Origin of the sequence: Bradyrhizobium sp. (genome assembly GCF_022844465.1) — a bacterium.
Taxonomy (GTDB): Bacteria; Pseudomonadota; Alphaproteobacteria; order Rhizobiales; family Xanthobacteraceae; genus Bradyrhizobium.
This window is the reverse complement of sequence record NZ_JALHLP010000001.1, coordinates 1,097,539-1,114,861: the sequence shown is the minus strand read 5'-3', so window position 1 is coordinate 1,114,861 and position 17,323 is coordinate 1,097,539. Positions and strand designations below refer to the sequence as shown.

General features: G+C 59.2%; 17 protein-coding genes. 8 read left to right on the top strand and 9 right to left on the bottom strand.

The annotated features are described in order from the left end of the window. The 6 genes from Q0D31_RS05280 (at position 1) to Q0D31_RS05255 (ending at position 5,435) form a co-directional block, all read left to right on the top strand. A complete protein-coding gene (locus Q0D31_RS05280; protein ID WP_291846106.1) occupies positions 1-954 on the top strand; it encodes a branched-chain amino acid ABC transporter permease in 954 nt (317 codons plus the stop codon). Further along, on the top strand, positions 951-1,754 hold the full coding sequence (locus tag Q0D31_RS05275) for an ABC transporter ATP-binding protein (protein WP_291846104.1): 804 nt from the start codon (positions 951-953) through the stop codon (positions 1,752-1,754). Before Q0D31_RS05280 ends, Q0D31_RS05275 begins: the two co-directional genes overlap by 4 nt. Beyond that, the gene (locus tag Q0D31_RS05270) at positions 1,747-2,388 is read left to right on the top strand and encodes an ATP-binding cassette domain-containing protein (protein WP_291846103.1); all 642 of its coding nucleotides are present in this window, start codon (positions 1,747-1,749) and stop codon (positions 2,386-2,388) included. Before Q0D31_RS05275 ends, Q0D31_RS05270 begins: the two co-directional genes overlap by 8 nt. A gap of 63 nt (positions 2,389-2,451) precedes the next feature. After that, complete coding sequence (locus Q0D31_RS05265; protein WP_291846101.1) at positions 2,452-3,204, top strand: SDR family oxidoreductase; 753 nt, start codon at positions 2,452-2,454, stop codon at positions 3,202-3,204. 279 nt (positions 3,205-3,483) lie between these two features. After that, entirely contained in the window at positions 3,484-4,956 is a 1,473-nt protein-coding gene (locus tag Q0D31_RS05260; protein ID WP_291846099.1) for a phospholipase D-like domain-containing protein, read from the top strand. Positions 4,957-5,192: 236 nt separating this feature from the next. After that, on the top strand, positions 5,193-5,435 hold the full coding sequence (locus tag Q0D31_RS05255; protein ID WP_291846092.1) for a hypothetical protein: 243 nt from the start codon (positions 5,193-5,195) through the stop codon (positions 5,433-5,435). Between the two features lie 576 nt (positions 5,436-6,011). Here the strand turns inward: Q0D31_RS05255 and Q0D31_RS05245 are convergent. Beyond that, positions 6,012-6,302: a hypothetical protein gene (locus tag Q0D31_RS05245; protein ID WP_291846090.1), complete on the bottom strand. Its 291-nt coding sequence runs from the start codon at positions 6,300-6,302 to the stop codon at positions 6,012-6,014. Between the two features lie 396 nt (positions 6,303-6,698). Here Q0D31_RS05245 and Q0D31_RS05240 point away from each other — a divergent pair, with 396 nt between their 5' ends. Together Q0D31_RS05240 and Q0D31_RS05235 are read left to right on the top strand one after the other, a co-directional pair. Further along, positions 6,699-8,114 (top strand): polysaccharide biosynthesis/export family protein, encoded by a 1,416-nt coding sequence (locus Q0D31_RS05240; protein ID WP_291846088.1) that lies wholly within the window; start codon positions 6,699-6,701, stop codon positions 8,112-8,114. 93 nt (positions 8,115-8,207) lie between these two features. Next, the gene (locus Q0D31_RS05235) at positions 8,208-9,596 is read left to right on the top strand and encodes an O-antigen ligase family protein (protein WP_291846086.1); all 1,389 of its coding nucleotides are present in this window, start codon (positions 8,208-8,210) and stop codon (positions 9,594-9,596) included. Positions 9,597-9,632: 36 nt separating this feature from the next. On the opposite strand, the gene Q0D31_RS05230 is transcribed toward Q0D31_RS05235, so the two are convergent. The 8 genes from Q0D31_RS05230 to Q0D31_RS05195 form a co-directional block, all read right to left on the bottom strand. Next, positions 9,633-10,274: a transglutaminase-like cysteine peptidase gene (locus Q0D31_RS05230; RefSeq protein WP_291846084.1), complete on the bottom strand. Its 642-nt coding sequence runs from the start codon at positions 10,272-10,274 to the stop codon at positions 9,633-9,635. 176 nt (positions 10,275-10,450) lie between these two features. Further along, positions 10,451-11,416, bottom strand: coding sequence for a UDP-glucose 4-epimerase GalE (gene galE / locus Q0D31_RS05225; RefSeq protein ID WP_291846082.1), 966 nt, complete (start codon positions 11,414-11,416; stop codon positions 10,451-10,453). A 60-nt stretch (positions 11,417-11,476) separates the two neighbouring features. Further along, complete coding sequence (locus Q0D31_RS05220; protein ID WP_291846080.1) at positions 11,477-11,665, bottom strand: hypothetical protein; 189 nt, start codon at positions 11,663-11,665, stop codon at positions 11,477-11,479. 275 nt (positions 11,666-11,940) lie between these two features. Then, complete coding sequence (locus Q0D31_RS05215; protein WP_291846078.1) at positions 11,941-12,624, bottom strand: sugar transferase; 684 nt, start codon at positions 12,622-12,624, stop codon at positions 11,941-11,943. Between the two features lie 259 nt (positions 12,625-12,883). Then, the gene (locus Q0D31_RS05210; protein WP_291846076.1) at positions 12,884-13,240 is read right to left on the bottom strand and encodes a hypothetical protein; all 357 of its coding nucleotides are present in this window, start codon (positions 13,238-13,240) and stop codon (positions 12,884-12,886) included. A gap of 77 nt (positions 13,241-13,317) precedes the next feature. Then, the gene (locus Q0D31_RS05205) at positions 13,318-14,007 is read right to left on the bottom strand and encodes a hypothetical protein (protein ID WP_291846074.1); all 690 of its coding nucleotides are present in this window, start codon (positions 14,005-14,007) and stop codon (positions 13,318-13,320) included. 41 nt (positions 14,008-14,048) lie between these two features. Continuing rightward, entirely contained in the window at positions 14,049-16,319 is a 2,271-nt protein-coding gene (locus Q0D31_RS05200; RefSeq protein WP_291846072.1) for a polysaccharide biosynthesis tyrosine autokinase, read from the bottom strand. A 58-nt stretch (positions 16,320-16,377) separates the two neighbouring features. Continuing rightward, positions 16,378-17,004, bottom strand: a complete 627-nt coding sequence (locus Q0D31_RS05195) for a hypothetical protein (RefSeq protein WP_291846070.1) — start codon at positions 17,002-17,004, stop codon at positions 16,378-16,380. Positions 17,005-17,323 lie beyond the last annotated feature (319 nt).

Below are 17,323 nucleotides of genomic sequence, written 5' to 3'. Positions count from 1 at the left end.
ATGACCGCCTTTCGCATTCTTCTCGGCGCTTTGATCCTCGGCGGATTGGGGGCGGCCGCGCCATTTACGCCGCTCTGGCTGATTTCGCTGGCGACCCTGGCGATGTCCACCGGGCTCGTGGTTTGCGGTCTGATCATTCTGTGGCGCGGCGGCCTGGTGCCATTCGGCCAGGCCCTGTTCTTCGCCACGGGGGCCTATACGGTGGCCTTGACGGGGCGCTGGTTCGGGGTGACGGACGCATTCCTGCTGATCGCGCTGGCCGTGACCATGGCGGCGCTGGTGGCATTCGTCGTCGGCTTCCTGCTCGCGCAGTATCGCGAGATATTCTTCGCCATGCTCAGCCTGGCCCTGTCGATGATCCTGTACGGGGTGCTGGTGAAATCCGAGACGCTCGGATCGACCGACGGCATCAATGTCGCCCAGGCCAGCTTTTTCAGCATGAAGCCGCGCGGTCCCGCCTACACCTTCGCGCTGTTCTGGCTGGCGCTCGGCATGGTGTTCTCCGCCTGGCTTGGCGTCTCGGCATATCTCGGTTCGGTAGCCGGCCAGTTGGCCGGCGCCATTCGCGACAATGAAATTCGCGTCGAATATCTCGGCATCTCCGTGACCCGGCTGGTGCATCTGAAGTTGATCATTTCGGCGGCGCTGGCGGGCGCCGGCGGCGCGCTGGCGGCGCTGTCGATCAGCCATGTCGATCCGCAGATGGCCTATTGGACCACGTCGGGCGGATTCGTGTTCGTGACCATCCTGGCCGGCGCTGCATCGGTCCCGGCGGCATTTCTGGGCGCGTTGCTGTTCGAGATCGTCCGCACGATCGCGGTCGCCCTGTTGCCCGGGGGCTGGCAACTGATCCTCGGATCGGTGCTGCTGCTGACCATCCTGTTCGTGCCCGAGGGACTAGGCTCGCTGATGATCCGCAAGCGCGCGGCGGTTTCGGAAAAGGGCACGGCATGAGCGCGCTGCTTTCCGTCAAGGGTCTCGAAAAGACCTTCGGTCAGGTCGTCGCCGCCCGCGATATCAATGTCGATGTACCGCAGGGGCAGACCATCGGCATCATCGGCGCCAACGGCGCCGGCAAGACGACCTTCGTCAACATGATCACCGGCCATCTGGCGCCGTCGGGCGGCACCATCCAGTTCGAGGGCAGGGACATCACTGGCCTGCCGTCGCGCAGGATCATGCGCCTGGGCATTGCGCGTTCTTTCCAGGTGGCGCAGGTTTTTCCGACCTTCAGCGTGTTCGAAAACCTGTGCGCGGCAACCGCGATCGCCCGTTTCGGCGGCTCCGTGGTCGGCGCGGCGCTGTCGCGTTTTATCTCCGCCGAGACCACCGCCGATGCCGAAACGGCGCTTGGCCAGTTTCAGATTGCCCGGTTCCGCGACGCGCTGGCGTCAACGCTGCCCCAGGGCGTGCGTAAGCTGCTCGACATTGCGATGGCCACGACGGGCAATCCGCGCGTCCTGCTGCTCGATGAGCCGACCAGCGGAATCAGCCTGGAGGAGAAGTTTGGCCTGATGGATGTCATCATGGGTGCGTTGAAGGCGCGCGGCACCACCATCCTGTTCGTCGAGCACGACATGGAGATCGTGCAGCGGTTCGCTGACCGCGTGCTGGCCTTCTACGACGGCACCGTGATCGCGGACGGGCCGCCCGAGCAGGCGCTCGGCGACGAGCGCGTGCGCGAGTTCATCACGGGAACGCTGATCCGGTCGAAGGACGGCACACTCAACGCCGGCAGGGCGTCCCATGCTTGAGGTATCCGCGCTGCACGTCTCGATCGGCGCCATCGAGATCATCCGCGATGCGCAACTGTCGCTCGGCGAGCGCCAGTTTTCCGGCCTGATCGGGCGCAATGGCGCCGGCAAGACGACGCTGATGCGGGCATTGATGGGAGCGCTGCCGGCGCGGGGGATCATGACCCTCGACGGGGCTGATCTGCTGGCGGAACCGGCACATCGCCGCGCGGCGTTGGGGCTCGGTTATATGCCGGAAGATCGCCGCCTCGTGCCGGAATTCGTGGTTGAGGAGAACATTCTGCTGCCGGCTCTGGCGACCGGTTCGACGGATGCGAAGCAGCGTCTCGATCGCATCTATGCGCTGATGCCCGAGGTTGCGAACTTCAGGCGCCGCCGCGCACTCGAACTCTCCGGCGGCCAGCAGAAGATGGTCGCTCTCGCCCGCGCGTTGATGGCGGGGCGCCGTCTGCTGGTGCTGGACGAGCCCTTCGAGGGCTTGGCGCCGGCGCTGGCGCGTCGGCTCGGCGAGGTTCTCTCAAATCTCAAGGGCGAGGGGGTGTCGGTCCTGATGTCGGAATCCAACGAGAGCCACGTCATCGACCTGCTCGATCGCACCTTCCGCATCGAGCGGGGCGCGGTCGTGGCGGGTTGACGTTTCGCGCCTGCGCGAAGAAGTGGTGATGCGACTGCGCATCCGCATCAAGGGAGAAAGGCGATGGACCTGAAGGGCGCGGTTGCACTGGTGACGGGCGGCAATGGGGGGCTGGGGCAGCGCATCTGTCACGCGCTCGCGCAGGAGGGCGCGCATGTGGCTGTCATGTATGCTCGCAGCCGTGACCAGGCGGAAAGCGTCGCCAGCGAACTGATGTCGCGTTATCAGATCAACGCCAGAGCTTTCGCCTGTGACATCACCGACGGCGCTGCCGTGGATCGGCTGGTAGGGGACGTAACCCAGGTCTTCGGCCGCCTTGACGTTCTGGTCAATGACGCCGCCTACAATATCGCGATCCCGTTCGGCGATCTCGACGATCTGACGCTGGAGGTCTGGAACAGGATCATGGCGATCAACCTGACCGGGCCGATGCGCCTGACCAAGGCGGTAGCGCCTATCATGAAGGCCCAGGGACGAGGCCGCATCGTCAACATAGCTTCGGTGGCCGGGCTCAGCCCAACCGGCTCTTCGATCGCTTACGCGGTGTCGAAGGCAGGGCTCATTCATCTGACCCGTTGCATGGCGGTCGCGTTGGCGCCTGAGACGCTCGTCAACTGCGTCGCACCGGGTCTGCTGGAAGGCACTCGCGCGACAGCCAATCTCCGGCCCGAGCAGGTCGAGCGCTCCGCATCGGGCTCGCTGCTGAAGAAGCCGGCCGACAAGGACGACTGCGCCGACATGGTGGTCGCCATGTGCCGCACCGAGACCATGACCGGCCAGACCGTCGTCATCGACTCTGGACGCATCTTCCACTAGCTATTTGTTTGAGCATGATCTTTTCGGAAAACCGCTGCACGCTTTTCCGGATCATGCCCTAGCGCTTTCGCGCGGCAACTGACGCCCGGCGGTCTCGCTCGAAATGCTGCGATTGCCACCTAGGCGTTCGCAAAGGCAATTCCGCTGCGACGACATGGAACTTACTGAACCGGAAGCGTTATCGTACCGCAATATGATCTGCGACAAAGAGTGGGCCAGTCACCGCAACGGGGCAGAAATGGGCTCGACCGAAGCCGGGCGCATGAGGAGAGGGGGCGAATGCTGACGGTGGGTCGGAATTGCTGGCGTATTGAGCGCGCGCGGCGTCTGGCGCTCATAGTGGACGCAGCCGACTACTTTCGCCATGCGAAAAGCGCAATGCTCAGAGCCCAGCACACGATCATGCTGATAGGGTGGGATTTTGATACGCGAATCAAACTTGAGCCGGAGCAGCAGACGCTTGAGGGGCCGAACGCGCTGGGAGATTTTCTTTCCTGGCTTCCGAAGCATCGTGAACACTTGAATGTCTACGTGCTCAAGTGGGATCTGGGCATGATACAGGCCTTGGGACGGGGCATGACGCCATTGTTCATTGTGGACTGGATGACCGACAAGCGGTTGCACCTCAGACTGGACCACGCTCACCCCGTAGGCGCTGCTCACCACCAGAAGATCATCGTTATCGACGATTCGCTCGCATTCTGCGGTGGAATTGACATGACGACCGATCGCTGGGACACGCCCGAACACCTCGACGAGAATCCGCTGCGTACGAAACCGAGCGGTGGAGCGTACGGCCCGTGGCATGACGCGACTACCGCTGTAGACGGTGATGCGGCTCAAGCCATCGCCGACCTGGCTCGTGCGCGTTGGCTCCGAGCGACAGGAAAAGAGATTCCTGCTGTTCCGAGGATGTCAGACCTTTGGCCTGACAATCTAACACCCTTGATGGAGGATGTTGAGGTGGCAATAGCCCGCACCATCCCGGAGTTGGACGACCAGCGGGAAGTCAGAGAGATCGAATCACTTTACCTCGACGCGATCGGACAAGCGGAGCGGGCGATTTACATAGAAACGCAGTATCTGGCGTCGCGCAGAATCGCCGATGCCATGGCCCGTCGGCTGCGAGAACCAGCGGGTCCCGAGATAGTACTGGTGTTGCCGAAGACGACGGAAGGATGGCTCGAGCACAAGGCTATGGATGGCGCACGTCACAGGTTACTGTACGAACTGTGGAAGGCTGACACACATAAGCGGCTTGGCGTATACTACCCTGTGACGGCCGGCGGTGAACCGATTTACGTGCATGCCAAGATACTGACCATGGACGATAAGCTGCTTCGGGTCGGATCATCCAACCTGAACAATCGCTCCATGAGCTTTGACACGGAGTGCGATCTCGCCGTCGAAGCAACGGGCTCTTCACCAAGCGAGAAAGCGCTGCGCGATACGATCGTGGGGGTGCGTGAGAATCTCATTTGTGAACATCTGGGCGTCGAGCGGCACAAGTTTTCCGCCGCTCTTGATCTTTATTCCGGCTCTCTTTTGAAGGCGATAGAGGCTTTGCGTCACTCCGGGCGAACGTTGAAGCCGTTTGATCGGGCCACGATCGATGATGACGGGAGCGTGCTGGCGGAGAACAGTTTGCTCGACCCGGAGAAGATGCCCAAAGTCTTGAGCCAGCGTATCATCGAAAAGATTGCAAGCGTGCCATCCATGCTTCGTTCAGGCAGGACCCGCCGCCTGAATTGAAGCGTTGACCATAGGATCGTCGGGGACGTCGCCGAAGGTCAAAACGAGCGGCTCGGTCGGAAAATCTGATTGACGCGCTCCCAACGTGCCTCACCGCGGCGTGGCGCGCTTAACCCCGCCGCAGCCTACCGGCCACGCCACGCGCAAAGAGATGAAAAGAAACCCATGCGGGTCTCCCGCAAGACCTCTTTTCAGGCTATTCTATTCGGGTTGGTCGAGGTGAAATGAGGACTTTCATGAAATTCGGGATCGCGTTTTTATGCCTGGTTGCTTACAGCGGTCCGGCATTCGCACAATATGGAGTTTCCAATCAGCGCGATATGTACGGCAATATTGCACGCAATAGTGGAACGATCTCGCCGGGAGCGATCAATCAGGGTCCGGTGAACAACGGGCCGATCAGGAACTCGCCGACGCGTCCACCGACGGCCAACGCCGGCAATGCGAACACCAATCCTGTTAAGGGCGCGAAGAAGTAGCTCCGCTTATCGGTTATTGCGCGCCCCGTTCGTCACCACCAAACCATGGGTCTTGCGGGGGCTCCGCAAACGACCGCGCGGCGGCGCTCGATGCCATGCGGGGTCTCGACGGCTACCGCCTTGATGCATCCAGGGTAGATCGCGAGATTGTAGTGGAACGGCGCAGCATCGAAGTGACCATGGAGCCGGCATAGATAGGCCAGATCGGGACCACAGCGAGTGAGGGGATAGAGTCGCCCGTGAGCTGAAGCCGGGCCGGGCAGCCCAGCAAGCGCGGTAACGATGACGACGAGTGCGATTCTGATGGCGAGCGGCATAACCTGATCCTTGGGGCAGGGCCTTGGAAGCGAACGCTTGGTGACGGTGCCTACAATAGACTGCAATCCTCGGTTTCGCCAAGCCGGTCGGCCAGGACCGGTGCAAGCATTGCGGCAACACATCGCGCGGAAGGCAGTATCTTGGGGTCTTGCATCACTTGGCCGCGCAACCAGCCGAAGACAGACCAGGACAGAACTGACGCCTGGCGCACCTAATCGTGCAGGCAAGGCGATCGAATCGCTTTCCGGTTAGAACCATTCAGAGAATGTGGCGCGCGGTGTTGGCCATGAAAAACGTCCGCGCCACCAGTCCAAGGAAATAGCTGGCTTGGGTGATGGTTTGCGCCGCCATAATCGTAAGCGCCGTTTCCAGAAAGCTGAATTCCCTGCTGACGGAAAACGCGAGCGAGAGCACAAGCAGCAGTGCCAGCACTACCAACAGGTATCTAAGGCGGAACAATACGCCGGTCAGAAATCCCACCAAGGCCAATGCGAGCGCGGTATATCCCATGCCATGCTCCAGACATTCAGCGAAGAATATTTTGGGCATGAACCCGCCGTTGTTGCCCACGGTTCATGCAAACTGATACTTTCGGATTGATACTTTGCTACTTGTGGCGATGGTGCCAAAAACGCCTTCTCGCAATTGCAATCGAGGTCGGCCTTACGCGGCTGTGACGCGAATCATGTCGCTGAGTAGATCACGAATGTCTGAAAACATCAGCTACAACTGACCAGCGCCACCCGGTAAACCGCGAGCGGCTCACCCTGCCGAGCCCGCCCATGACGCCCCTGACGGCGGCTGCCAACTTACAATGCTATTTCGCAAACAAAGCGTAAGTACCGCGATTTAAAGAGAAATTTGTGACCATTCATAGGCGGGGGTAGTGTGGCCCAACTGCAACTTGTTCCTTAAAACGGGTAACGGCGAGGACTCAAGCCTTTGATGGGTGGGATCGGCCTTGTACGGTCGCAAGCATGGATTTTTAGCGGGGGTTTCGCGGCGAAATTTCGTCAATTGCCGCAGAGTTTCGCGCCGTTCAAGGCAGCCGGGGAAGCGTTGAAGTTTCAGATGACCACAGGTCTTGGGTTTGGAAATCGGTTCCAAGAGCGGCTTGCCGCTGTTGATTCCGGGTCGGTGCGGTCATTCGGGATCGCAGGGCGGGCCCTGCCTGCCATGCTCGCGGTTGCTGCCTTGTTATTCTTGCCGGCGTGTTCAGAATTGCCGGGCACAGGCCCGAAGAGCAATGCCGTGCAGACCCATGCGACCGCGGGATTGCGTTCGGATGCCGCTCTACCCTACGCGCTGGTCGATATCAGCGCCGACACTATCGGTTTGCTCTCGCAACCAAACCTGATCACGTTCCAGGGCGAATTCACCGACAAGCGTCCCAAGCCGCAGCAGGTCGTCGGCGTTGGCGACGTTCTCAATATTTCGATCTTCGAGGCGGCGCCCGGCGGTCTGTTCACGCCGCCGACCGCGGCCGGCGCGCGTCCTGGCAACTTTGTCGATCTGCCCGCCCAGGCCGTCGATCAAAAGGGCTCTATTCACGTTCCCTATGCAGGCGAGATTCCTGCGGCTGCGCGGACGCTGCCCGACATTCAACAGTCGATCGTCACCCGGCTGCGCAATCGCGCCATCGAGCCGCAGGTCATCGTCAGTCTGAACCAGCAATTCTCCAGCGTCGTGAGTGTGCTGGGTGACGTCAATACGCCCGGTGTTCTTGCTCTCAACAGCGTGGGCGAACGTCTCTTGTCGCTGATCGCCCGCGCCGGTGGGCCGAAATTCGAAGCGATCGAAAGCTATGTGACGCTCCAGCGCGACGGCAAGCGCGTCAGAGTGCTGCTGTCCCGCGTCGTGAACGACCCTCGCGAGAACATCTTCATTCGACCCAACGACGTCATTTTCCTCACCCGAGAAGCGCCCACATTCACCGCTCTGGGAGCGCTGAATCAGAACGTGTTCGGCTTCAATTCGGAAATTCCGTTCGATGTCGAAACGCTGACGCTTGCGCAGGCGATCGGTAAGGCAGGCGGTCTCAATGATCAGCAGTCTGATCCCTCGGAGGTCTACGTCTATCGATATGAGGACCGCCGGCTTCTTGAGAAAATGGGCGTCGCTACAACGAGATTTGCCTACGACAGGATACCGACCATCTATCGCGTCAACCTGCGCGATCCATCGGGTATGCTGCTCGCTGCAGGTTTCCAGATGAAAACCAAAGACGTCATGTACGTAGCAAATGCCAGGGTCGTCGATTACTACAAGCTGTTGTTGCTCATCAACAACACGGCGAACACGGCTTCCAATACGGCAAACGCGGCTACCAACGTGAACACGGCGGTCAAGACGAGGTGGTAGGTCTAAGCGTGGCAGCGTTCATTCCCGCACCCCCATGATTGCGGACCGCATTTGAAGTTTCGGATAGAAGCTATCAGATCAATTCAGCTCTGGTTGACCATTGCGGCGCTGGTTCTCGCGCCGCTGTTTTTTGGCTCGGTCGATCCGTTTTGGACGGTGACGTGGACGATTGTGCTTTCGATCAGCGCGCTTTGCGGGCTGGCGATCCCGGTTGGCGCGGCTCCAAATCGCATACTCTTGATTTTTCTTGCCTTATGTGGTGCTTACGCGCTCGTCGCGCTGGTGCAAGTCGCGCCCAATCTGATTGGAGCCTGGGCCGATCCGATCTGGGAACGGGCAAATAAGCTTCTGGACCTCAACGTTCCGGCCCGGATTTCAAGTCGCGCAGAGATACCGCCGGCTGCGGTCGGACACTTCTTCCTTCTTGTGAGCTCGTTTCTGAGCGGCCTGTTCGTGTCCACCTCGCGCCGCAACGGCGATCTGCTAATGGCGTTCGCGCGATACTCGATCCTGTTGTACGCTGTCTACGGTCTGGTAGCGCTGATACTTACGCCGAATATGGTGTTGTGGGCTCCGAAGCTCGCCTATCAGGGGTACCTTACTGCGACCTTCGTCAACCACAACACAGCCGCCACCTATATCGGAGCCGGCGCCATCCTCTGGCTCTGCTCGGCGTACCTTTCGCTGCAGTCATTGAACTATTCGTCGATCCGATTGCTGCTGCTCATGCCGTCCAACGAAGCCCTGGCCTTCAAGTTGATGTTTCGGGCAGCAGCGGGACTTGCGTGCTTCTTTGCCCTGTTGCTGACAGGATCACGCGGCGGCTTGATCTGCACCTGTGTGGGCTTGCTTGTGGCCATGGGCCTGATGGTTTCAGGCAGGCTCAAGGCTCGGACCTGGTATGTTCTCGGCTGCGGCAGTGCCGCTCTCGTGTTGTTGGCTGTCTGGCTGAGTGGAATCGGCAGAATCGGAAGCCAGGGGCTGTTCGATAGCGGCCGATGGTCGGTCTTTGAAGCCTCCCTTGAGCTTATCCGACAGCGGCCTCTGTTGGGCGGCGGCGCGGGTACGTTCGCCGATTTGTTTCCCGCGATGCGGACGAGCACCTCCAGCATTTGGGGCGTATGGGATTACGCTCACTCGACAATTCTCGAAATAGCGGTCGAGATGGGGATCCCGATCGCGACCGCGATTGCAATAGCTGCCGCCGGGTCGATCTTCGTTCTGGGTCGAGGCGCGCTGGAGTCGCGCGGCCGGGACCGAGAATTACTGCCGGCCGTCACTGGAATTGCGGTTCTGGCCTATCTGCATTCGACGATCGATTTCTCGCTGCAAATACCCGGCTTTCTCGTCGTGTTCGGGATCGTGCTCGGTTGCGGGCTCGGGAGGGCGAGTTCGAATCGAGAGACGACCGGCGAAGCTCGATCGCGAGCATCAGTCCGCACGGGCAGAGCTGAAGTGGCGTCGAGAGGTCGCGCCGGCTAGTTGCATCCAGGTCGAGGAATATCGTCTCTGCATCCGTCAACGGTCGGCCAGGCGAACCCTCGGGCCGGATTGGGCCACGGCCGCGGCCGTTCGCACCTCATACCAAAATCTGGCGTCGGTTGCCGATTGGATCTTCACCCAACGATAGTCGGTATTCTGCCATGGTCGAATCGACTCGGTCAGATTGTCCAGCACCATATCGCCCTTGGTCGTTGCGACGACGAGAACCAGGTGACCGATTCCAGACGATGTCTTGACCGCCGACAATCGCAGCGCTTTCGCCGGCAAGCCGCTCTTGAGCAGGTTATGTCGCTTGGTAATCGCATAGTCGTTGCAGTCTCCGCTGGCGGGCGCAATCGTCCAGCCGTCCTGCAGATCCGCACCATATCGCTTTGGCTCGGGAGAAATGGATGCATTGACGCTGCTGTTGACCCGGCGAAGGAGCTCGAGATTCTCAGCGCTGAGGTCAATCCGCTCGGCTTCCGCCGGATTCGAGTTGCATTCAGATGGATAACGAAGGCAAAAGCGGACGTGCTGAAAGGGCGCCAGTGTCGGCGAGGCCTCGGCGATTGATGCGTAGGTATCCTTGGAAAATCGATCGCGGGCGTGGGCATCGGTAGAAAATAGAGATCCCCCAAGCGCTAAAAGCAGCGAAAAAGCTCGAAAAAGCCGCGCCATGGGATAGCCGCCTGACAACGAAAATGAGCGAGCCGAAAGGCACGCAATCAGCCGGCGGATTGTCCATTCCCGGAGTTAAATCTTTGCTAATCACAGGCCATGTTGAAGGCCCTGACCGACCTTCGCAGCAGGCGGTGGGGTCGCCTGCCGGGAGCAAGCCGCGCTCTCGGGAAGATTTACCTGGCGTGCCAGTTCCACGCGGTATCGATGATCGATGTGAGATCGTGCCTTGGAAGCCAGCCGATCATACGCTTGGCCAAGGTGTTGTCGGCGAGGAGGGACGGCGCGTCGCCTTCCCGCCGCGGCCCATATCTGATGTCGAAGCTCTTTCCCAGAACCCGTTCGACGCTCTGCAGTAATTCCTTTACTGTCGTTCCATCTCCAGTTCCCAGATTGATGGCAAGACTGGAGCCGCCGCTCAGGAGGTGTTCGATTGCCCGGGTATGCGCATCGGCCAGATCCAGAACATGAACGAAGTCGCGCAGACAGGTGCCGTCACGGGTATCGTAGTCAGTGCCGAAGACCTGGAAATGCGACCGGCGTCCCAATGCGGCTTCGATAGCGAGCGGAATGGCGTGGGTCTCAGGTGAATGCCATTCGCCGATCCTGCCCTCCGGGTCAGCGCCGGCGGCATTGAAATAGCGCAGGATGACGTGCCGAAAGCCGCGATACTGGTCGAGGTCCTTCAAGATCTGCTCGACAATCAGTTTGCTTCGGCCATACGGATTGATCGGCGCCTGGGGGTGACTCTCGCATATCGGGATTGACGAAGGGACCCCATAGGTCGCGCAAGTCGATGAAAATACGATCTTGTCGATACCGGCCGCGAGGGCTGACCGCAGCAAGCTTATGGTTCCGCCCACGTTATTGTCATAGCAGTCAATCGGGTTCCGAACAGATTCGGAAATTTCGATTCTTGCGGCAAAGTGGATGATCGCAACCGGCTTATGCTTGGCAAGAACTTCATCAAGCCTCTTGCGGTCCCGAACGTCACCGATCTCAAGCGGGCCCCATTTTGCGAACTGCGCATGCCCGTTGGAGAGATCGTCGTAAGCGATCGGAGTGAAGCCTTTTTGAAACAAGTCCAGGCACGCGTGCGACCCAATGTAGCCCGCTCCGCCAGTCACCAGAATTTTAGGCATATATTGTAGTTTCTGAACAGCGCAGGTCAGACAAAGCGCTCGTTCCCATGAGGCGGTCCATCAAACGACCTCGGTCCAGACGTGCATGATAAGAACCGCCAAGGAGCGGAAAAATTCAATCGTTCCCCAGCCCAGGAACGCAAGCCATCCGGTCATTGCCGAGAGCACAAGCACAACGAGCAATCCAACCACCGCCTTTTTTGTCCTGGTCGGAGGGCCCGGCATGTCGGCGTGGTTGAGATTTTCCATTCGCAAGGTTCACCAGCCAATCGTCCGTGGTGAGTAGCCGAAAACAAACGAAAGGATCAATCTCCAGGAGGAATTAACCTGAGCAATTAACGTAAAGCGTGACGTCTCTTTTCCGCAGGCTTAAGAAGCAATCTATAATTCCTTTACATTTCTAGGCAGACGGATCCGTCAAGTCGCTGAATCGAGGGAGCAAAGCTGCAGGCGGGCCATCGTCGGAAAATCCGAGCGAATGCTTGGCTGAACCTGTCCAGATTCGGAACGGACTGCCGGCTTATTCAGACAGCGCAATCCGAGACCAGAAGGGAGGGGAGTGTGACCAGAATGATCTTGGCGTCGAGAGTCATTGACCAGTTTTGCGCGTAGAAAGCATCGTAAGCGACACGCTGCTCGTAAGTGGTGCTTCTGCGGCGGCTCACTTGCCAAAGTCCAGTAATCCCGGGCCTGCACGCCAGATATGCGCCCACCGAAGTTCCGTATCGCTCCAGTTCTTCGTCGGTAACCGGGCGTGGACCTACAATGCTCATTTCGCCCCGAAGCACATTGAAAAGCTGGGGCAGCTCATCGAGGCTCGATCTGCGCAGAATGTCGCCGATCACGGTCAACCGAGGATCCCGCCACAGCTTGCGCGTTTCTGCCCATTCGACAGCCGCGATCGGATCTGCTTCCAGCAACCGCTGCAGGCGTTCCGGTGCGTCGACAACCATGGTGCGGAACTTCAGACAATCAAACGCCTTTCCATTCAATCCCACCCTGCGGTGGCGAAACAATGCCGGCCCGGGCGAGGTGAGAACAGTCAGGACGAAGCAAATCGCCAGCAACGGCGCCAGCAGAACGATCCCCGAAAGCGCAATTACGATATCAACCAGCCTCTTGGCGGGCGTTCCAATAGCTGCCGGTAGCGTCTTGGAGGAATGGGGCTTGAGAGCGCTGGCGGTATCTGCGTCTGCAAAGCTACTCATTTCCGCACTCCACAAAATCTCGAAAAACGCTTTGGCTATGTAATTTTACGGGTCTTGTTTACCGATAATTATCAATTTACTAGGCGTGCGGGCCATTTGAAAGCTAATTTTCGATGCAAGATTTGATCAGAGTCAATTGGTTAAGGTAGTTAATTCGTTAGGAATTTTAATTTCGCCGACCAAATTTTGGCGCGGAAAGCCGATTTTCGGTGCGGGGATGATCAGGTCGCGAATGGAACCGAAAGGAGCTGCCGCCGTGTTACGGTGGAGGGGGGATTGACCTGAACTGATCGGGACGACGCTCCTCGTCTCGTCCGATAAAGACAAGAAATCCCTTTTTTGTCGCGATGACATCGCCGCTCTGCAAAGTCGGGTCCTTCATTGCGCGTTCCGTGGCCTCCGCGTCTTTCTGATCGGGTTCCGCAATTGTGGTCGCTCGTGCGCGTGCGCTTGCCACGAACGCCTCTGAGCGACGGCGCGCCAGTTCCAGGCGCTGTTGCCATTGCTCGGGCGTGAGTGCGAAATCCACGGAGGAGTCCGTTTCTTCTGCGGCACAGCACAGCGACATAGCTGCCAAACAGGCAGCTACCAACAGTGCGGTGACGTGCGATGCCATTGGAGGTCCTCGGAAGCATCATTCCAACCTGGACCCGTTCGGCGCCACTCACAAGAAAGTGAACTGGCCGGCAATGGCTACCGGCGGAGCTTGTCGAGTTCCTCGGAAAATAGTCTCTTGCTGGCAGGGCTGAGCCGCTCAATCCGCGGTTGAATGAGGGCGCGGGTTTCGGGCGCCGCATCAAAATAGACCCGAGCCGGAATCTCGACAAACCGATGTTGGATCAGGTTCTGGAACTCATCCAGTATCTTGTGCTGGATGGGCTCGGGCGCGGCGAGCGCGACAGGTATCGCGACGATCGTCCGACGAAGCGCCACCCAGGCCTCGTTCGGCGATGTCTCATAGGACGCCGCGAGCAGGTCGAATTGGCGCGGGCTAGTCGTTCCGTGTCGAACCTCCAGGCCGAACGCCACCAGCCACGCAAACGAATCGCGCGGCGCACAGCTCAGGATTCGTCGGGTGCGTGCTTCCAGGGACCTGACACGCCGATCGAACTCGGAGACGGCTGCGGAACTCTGGCCGTTGTCTACGAGCGTAAGTTCCAAGAGCAAGAGCGCCCTCTGGGACTGGCTGTCGCATGGGTTCAAAGCCTGCGCGGCAGGGCTCTCCACCGTCTTGACAGCCGCGGCGCGGCTGAAGGTCTCAAAGCGAAGGAGTTGAGCTCCTACGTCCCAGAAGTCGCTGGCAACGATGCTCTGTCCAAGGCTCAAGACCCCCCAGGCAAGCCCCAGAGATCCCACGATCAAGGTCGAGACGCGCAGCCCCAAACGTTGGTAAACTCTTTCCTTCGTCCGCACGAGAGAAAAACCTATGCGGGTTCGGTGGGAGTTTTCGGGTTTGTATAGTAGTTTCCATAATTGTCGTGGCGCCGTTCCGAGTATCCTTCAAAGCGATGCATGACGGCCGCATCGGCCTTGTTGAGCACCGTGCCCAGTAACCGCTCCGACAGAACCGGGGAGGTCTCGATTGCCTTGCGAATGTCGTCGGTAGAGGTGCTTCCCCACTCGACGACCAGGACGAAGGCGTCGAACAAATGCGCCGCAGCCTTCACATCGACCAACGGAAGAATAGGGGGCAGATCGACGAGCACATAATCGTAACTGTCCCGGGCAGCTTTCAGCATTTGCTTCACTGCCAGCGAGGTGAGAATATCGGAGCTGTTGGAAGGCCTGATACGCGTCGAGGAGGGCAGGAAATCGAACCCGTGTTCGGCGTCGGTGACAACGAGATCCTCCAATGGCGATTTATTGGCGATCATGTCGAGTAGGCCTGGCGTATCCTGATAGCCGAGCGTGTTCGTCATGGTCGGATTTCGCAAATCGGCATCGATCAGCAGGATATGAGCGCCGCCCCTGGCTACAAACGCGGCAAAACCGGCCGCGACGGTGGTTTTTCCCTCTCCGGGTAGTGCGGAAACAATGCCAATAACCTTGCAGCCGGTTGGGTGCAGATCAATCGCCACCTTGATGTAGCGCAGCGCCTCTGCGGTCTCCGAGAACGGTTCGATCTTGCTGATCTGCTCAAACGCCCCCTGGCTCTTCCCGTTCCAGCGCGTGCCAGGCGCGGAGGCGCTTGGAGCAAGGATCGGCAGAGTGGCCAGGCAGCTGGCTCCCACGATGTCCTCAAGCTGCTTGCGGGTATGGATCTGGCGGTTCATTTGCTCGCGCGCGAACGCCAGCATGATACCGAAACCCAATCCGCAAACACCGGCCAGCGCCAGCGTAAGACCGATCTTGGGCGAACTTGGCATGAACGGCGGGGACGCCGCTGTTACTACCCGCGCCTCGGTCGATGGGAAAGACTGTTGCTGCACCGACTGAGTGAACCGGGAGAGGAAGGTTTCGTAGATGCCACGGTAGGTATTGGCCGCGGTTTCGAGTTCGCGCAAACGGACCTGCGATTGTCGCGTGGACCCCGATTGCTGAAATACCTCCATCATGCGCCGATCGATGGACTCTTCCTGGGTTCTTGCGATCTGAAGCTCGCTCTTGTAGCTCTCGGCAATACGGTTGATCTCGTCCCAGATTGCACGTCGCGTGGCCGCCATCTGCGCCCGCAAATTTCTTGCAGCCTGATGATCCGGTCCGTAACGGTTACTCCACTCCGATTCCTTGTTTTGATCGTCCAGGAACTGCTGCCGCAACTTGGTGATGACAGGATTGCTGAGCGCGTCGGTCACGACGGGATCCGGGATCGCGGCGTCTTCTTTCTCCAACCGCTGCTCGATAACGCGCGTGATGCGGTCAAGCTTCGCGCGCGCCTGGCTGGTATCTGCGCGGGCTTTCGCCAAAGCAACGCCGAGCTGATCAAGCTCTACCTCGCTCGCCAACTTGCCTTCGACGCCGATGATAATGCCGTTCTTTGATTTGAAGTCCTGAACTTCCTTGTACGCGTCACTCGCCTGTTGACGCAATTCTCCGATTCGTTGCTCCAGCCAGACGGTGGCGCGACGGGTAGCCTCGAATTTCGCCTGCAATTGATCTTCGATATAGGCGTCGGCAAAAGCGTTCGCTATTTGCGCGGACTTGTCACGGCTGAGCGATGTATAGGCGATCTGCGCGATGTAGCTGCGTCCCATGCGAGTGACACGAAGGTTTTCCTTCAGCGTCGCGAGAACGTTGCGCATTATTTCTTCGTCTGATCGCTCGACCTTTGGCCCAGGACTCATGTTCAACAGCGCAAAAATCCGCTGCTTCAGGCCATGCCCAACGCCGACAAACTCCGGATCTTCGGTCAAACGCAACCGGCGGATAACGTTCAGGGCGACCTTTTCGGACTTCGTCGTCTCTATCTCGCTCTCTACCGCCGGGTCTTCAACAGAGCGGTTCTCGGTGGCAAGTTCGGACTGCGACCAGCTGATCCTCTTGGTGTCGATGATCATGTCGGCTTGCGCAGTGTATCGTGACGGCGTGACGGCAAGGTAGGCCAGGCCCAGAATCATCGTCAGTCCGGTGACCAACGCAATGAAACGCCACTGCCGAATCAGAAAATCGCGCGCCTGCAGCAACGACAGCGTTCCAGCGTCTGGATCGTTTTCCATCGCCGGGGCATACCGCTGAAATGGTCCGGCTACATTCATCCAGAACTCCTGCAGCTAACGCCGGCGCTGGCAGAGTCGGCGCCCTTCGTCGCGGACATCAGCGGGTCGTGCTGACCGGATTTGCGGCCGTGGACGAACCATTGACAGTCGGCCTGCCGCTGATCGATATCCCGGTTGAATTGATCTCGAAGATCGCCGCGCGTCCACCGCCGCCCGGATTTCTGGACAGGCCTGGCGACGAATTCTTGTTTGTGACGACGACGCTGCCGTAGGATCCCACGGCAAAAGACTGCGCCGCGATGGTTGCAGCGGTCGACAGGTCTCCCGCTACCGAAGCGAAGGCATTCTGGAATTCGCCATCGCTAAGGCCGGCGACGGCCTGCTGGATCAGCAGCGCCGCCTGTTGATTTACCGTGGAACAGGCGACGGCGGCCCTGGCGAGGCCGGCGGCGATGGCCAACCGAAAGGCCGGCGTCGTCCCTGCTGCCAGGCGAACGATATCCGCAGCAAGTGACGCATCCGTCGCTGCGAGTTTCAGGACCGACTCTTCGATTACCCGGGCATCGGTGCCGGGAGCCAAGATGGCTTTGGGATCCGACTTGAACCGGCTGAGCGCTTCCTCGGACACCGGGTTATCCACACAGGCCGCGGCCATCCCGTGATTGATCGAAAACACCAGCAGCAATTGCGCGAGCAGTATCCTTATGATGGGGAGATTACGCACAGCACGCTCCAACTATTTGATTTCGATAGAAAAAAGCACAGGATATCTCTACAACAACTGGGCAGGCAGTATCAACGGTGCTTGTTGAGTATGGTTGATTGGCCAGGCTGCCGCTACCCGGTTCACGAAAAGCCGAGGTTCGCAAGCTTAGTTGTTGATTATAATAGAGTTTTACCGATATCTTGTGACTCTGGCGCCGCGGTGACAGGTTAAGGTCAGAACTCCTGAAATGCAGCATTCCGACCGGCGGTCGAGGAATATTTTTCGCTCCCATGCCAAGCCACGACATTCCAGCGATCCGCGGTCATCGGCGAAACTC

Bases quoted from the DNA above. Each gene is read 5' to 3' on its own strand.
- Q0D31_RS05280 (WP_291846106.1), top strand. From the start codon at position 1: ATGACCGCCTTTCGCATTCTTCTCGGCGCTTTGATCCTCGGCGGATTG.
- Q0D31_RS05275 (WP_291846104.1), top strand. From the start codon at position 951: ATGAGCGCGCTGCTTTCCGTCAAGGGTCTCGAAAAGACCTTCGGTCAG.
- Q0D31_RS05270 (WP_291846103.1), top strand. From the start codon at position 1,747: ATGCTTGAGGTATCCGCGCTGCACGTCTCGATCGGCGCCATCGAGATC.
- Q0D31_RS05265 (WP_291846101.1), top strand. From the start codon at position 2,452: ATGGACCTGAAGGGCGCGGTTGCACTGGTGACGGGCGGCAATGGGGGG.
- Q0D31_RS05260 (WP_291846099.1), top strand. From the start codon at position 3,484: ATGCTGACGGTGGGTCGGAATTGCTGGCGTATTGAGCGCGCGCGGCGT.
- Q0D31_RS05255 (WP_291846092.1), top strand. From the start codon at position 5,193: ATGAAATTCGGGATCGCGTTTTTATGCCTGGTTGCTTACAGCGGTCCG.
- Q0D31_RS05245 (WP_291846090.1), bottom strand. From the start codon at position 6,302: ATGCCCAAAATATTCTTCGCTGAATGTCTGGAGCATGGCATGGGATAT.
- Q0D31_RS05240 (WP_291846088.1), top strand. From the start codon at position 6,699: ATGGGTGGGATCGGCCTTGTACGGTCGCAAGCATGGATTTTTAGCGGG.
- Q0D31_RS05230 (WP_291846084.1), bottom strand. From the start codon at position 10,274: ATGGCGCGGCTTTTTCGAGCTTTTTCGCTGCTTTTAGCGCTTGGGGGA.
- galE (WP_291846082.1), bottom strand. From the start codon at position 11,416: ATGCCTAAAATTCTGGTGACTGGCGGAGCGGGCTACATTGGGTCGCAC.
- Q0D31_RS05220 (WP_291846080.1), bottom strand. From the start codon at position 11,665: ATGGAAAATCTCAACCACGCCGACATGCCGGGCCCTCCGACCAGGACA.
- Q0D31_RS05215 (WP_291846078.1), bottom strand. From the start codon at position 12,624: ATGAGTAGCTTTGCAGACGCAGATACCGCCAGCGCTCTCAAGCCCCAT.
- Q0D31_RS05210 (WP_291846076.1), bottom strand. From the start codon at position 13,240: ATGGCATCGCACGTCACCGCACTGTTGGTAGCTGCCTGTTTGGCAGCT.
- Q0D31_RS05200 (WP_291846072.1), bottom strand. From the start codon at position 16,319: ATGAATGTAGCCGGACCATTTCAGCGGTATGCCCCGGCGATGGAAAAC.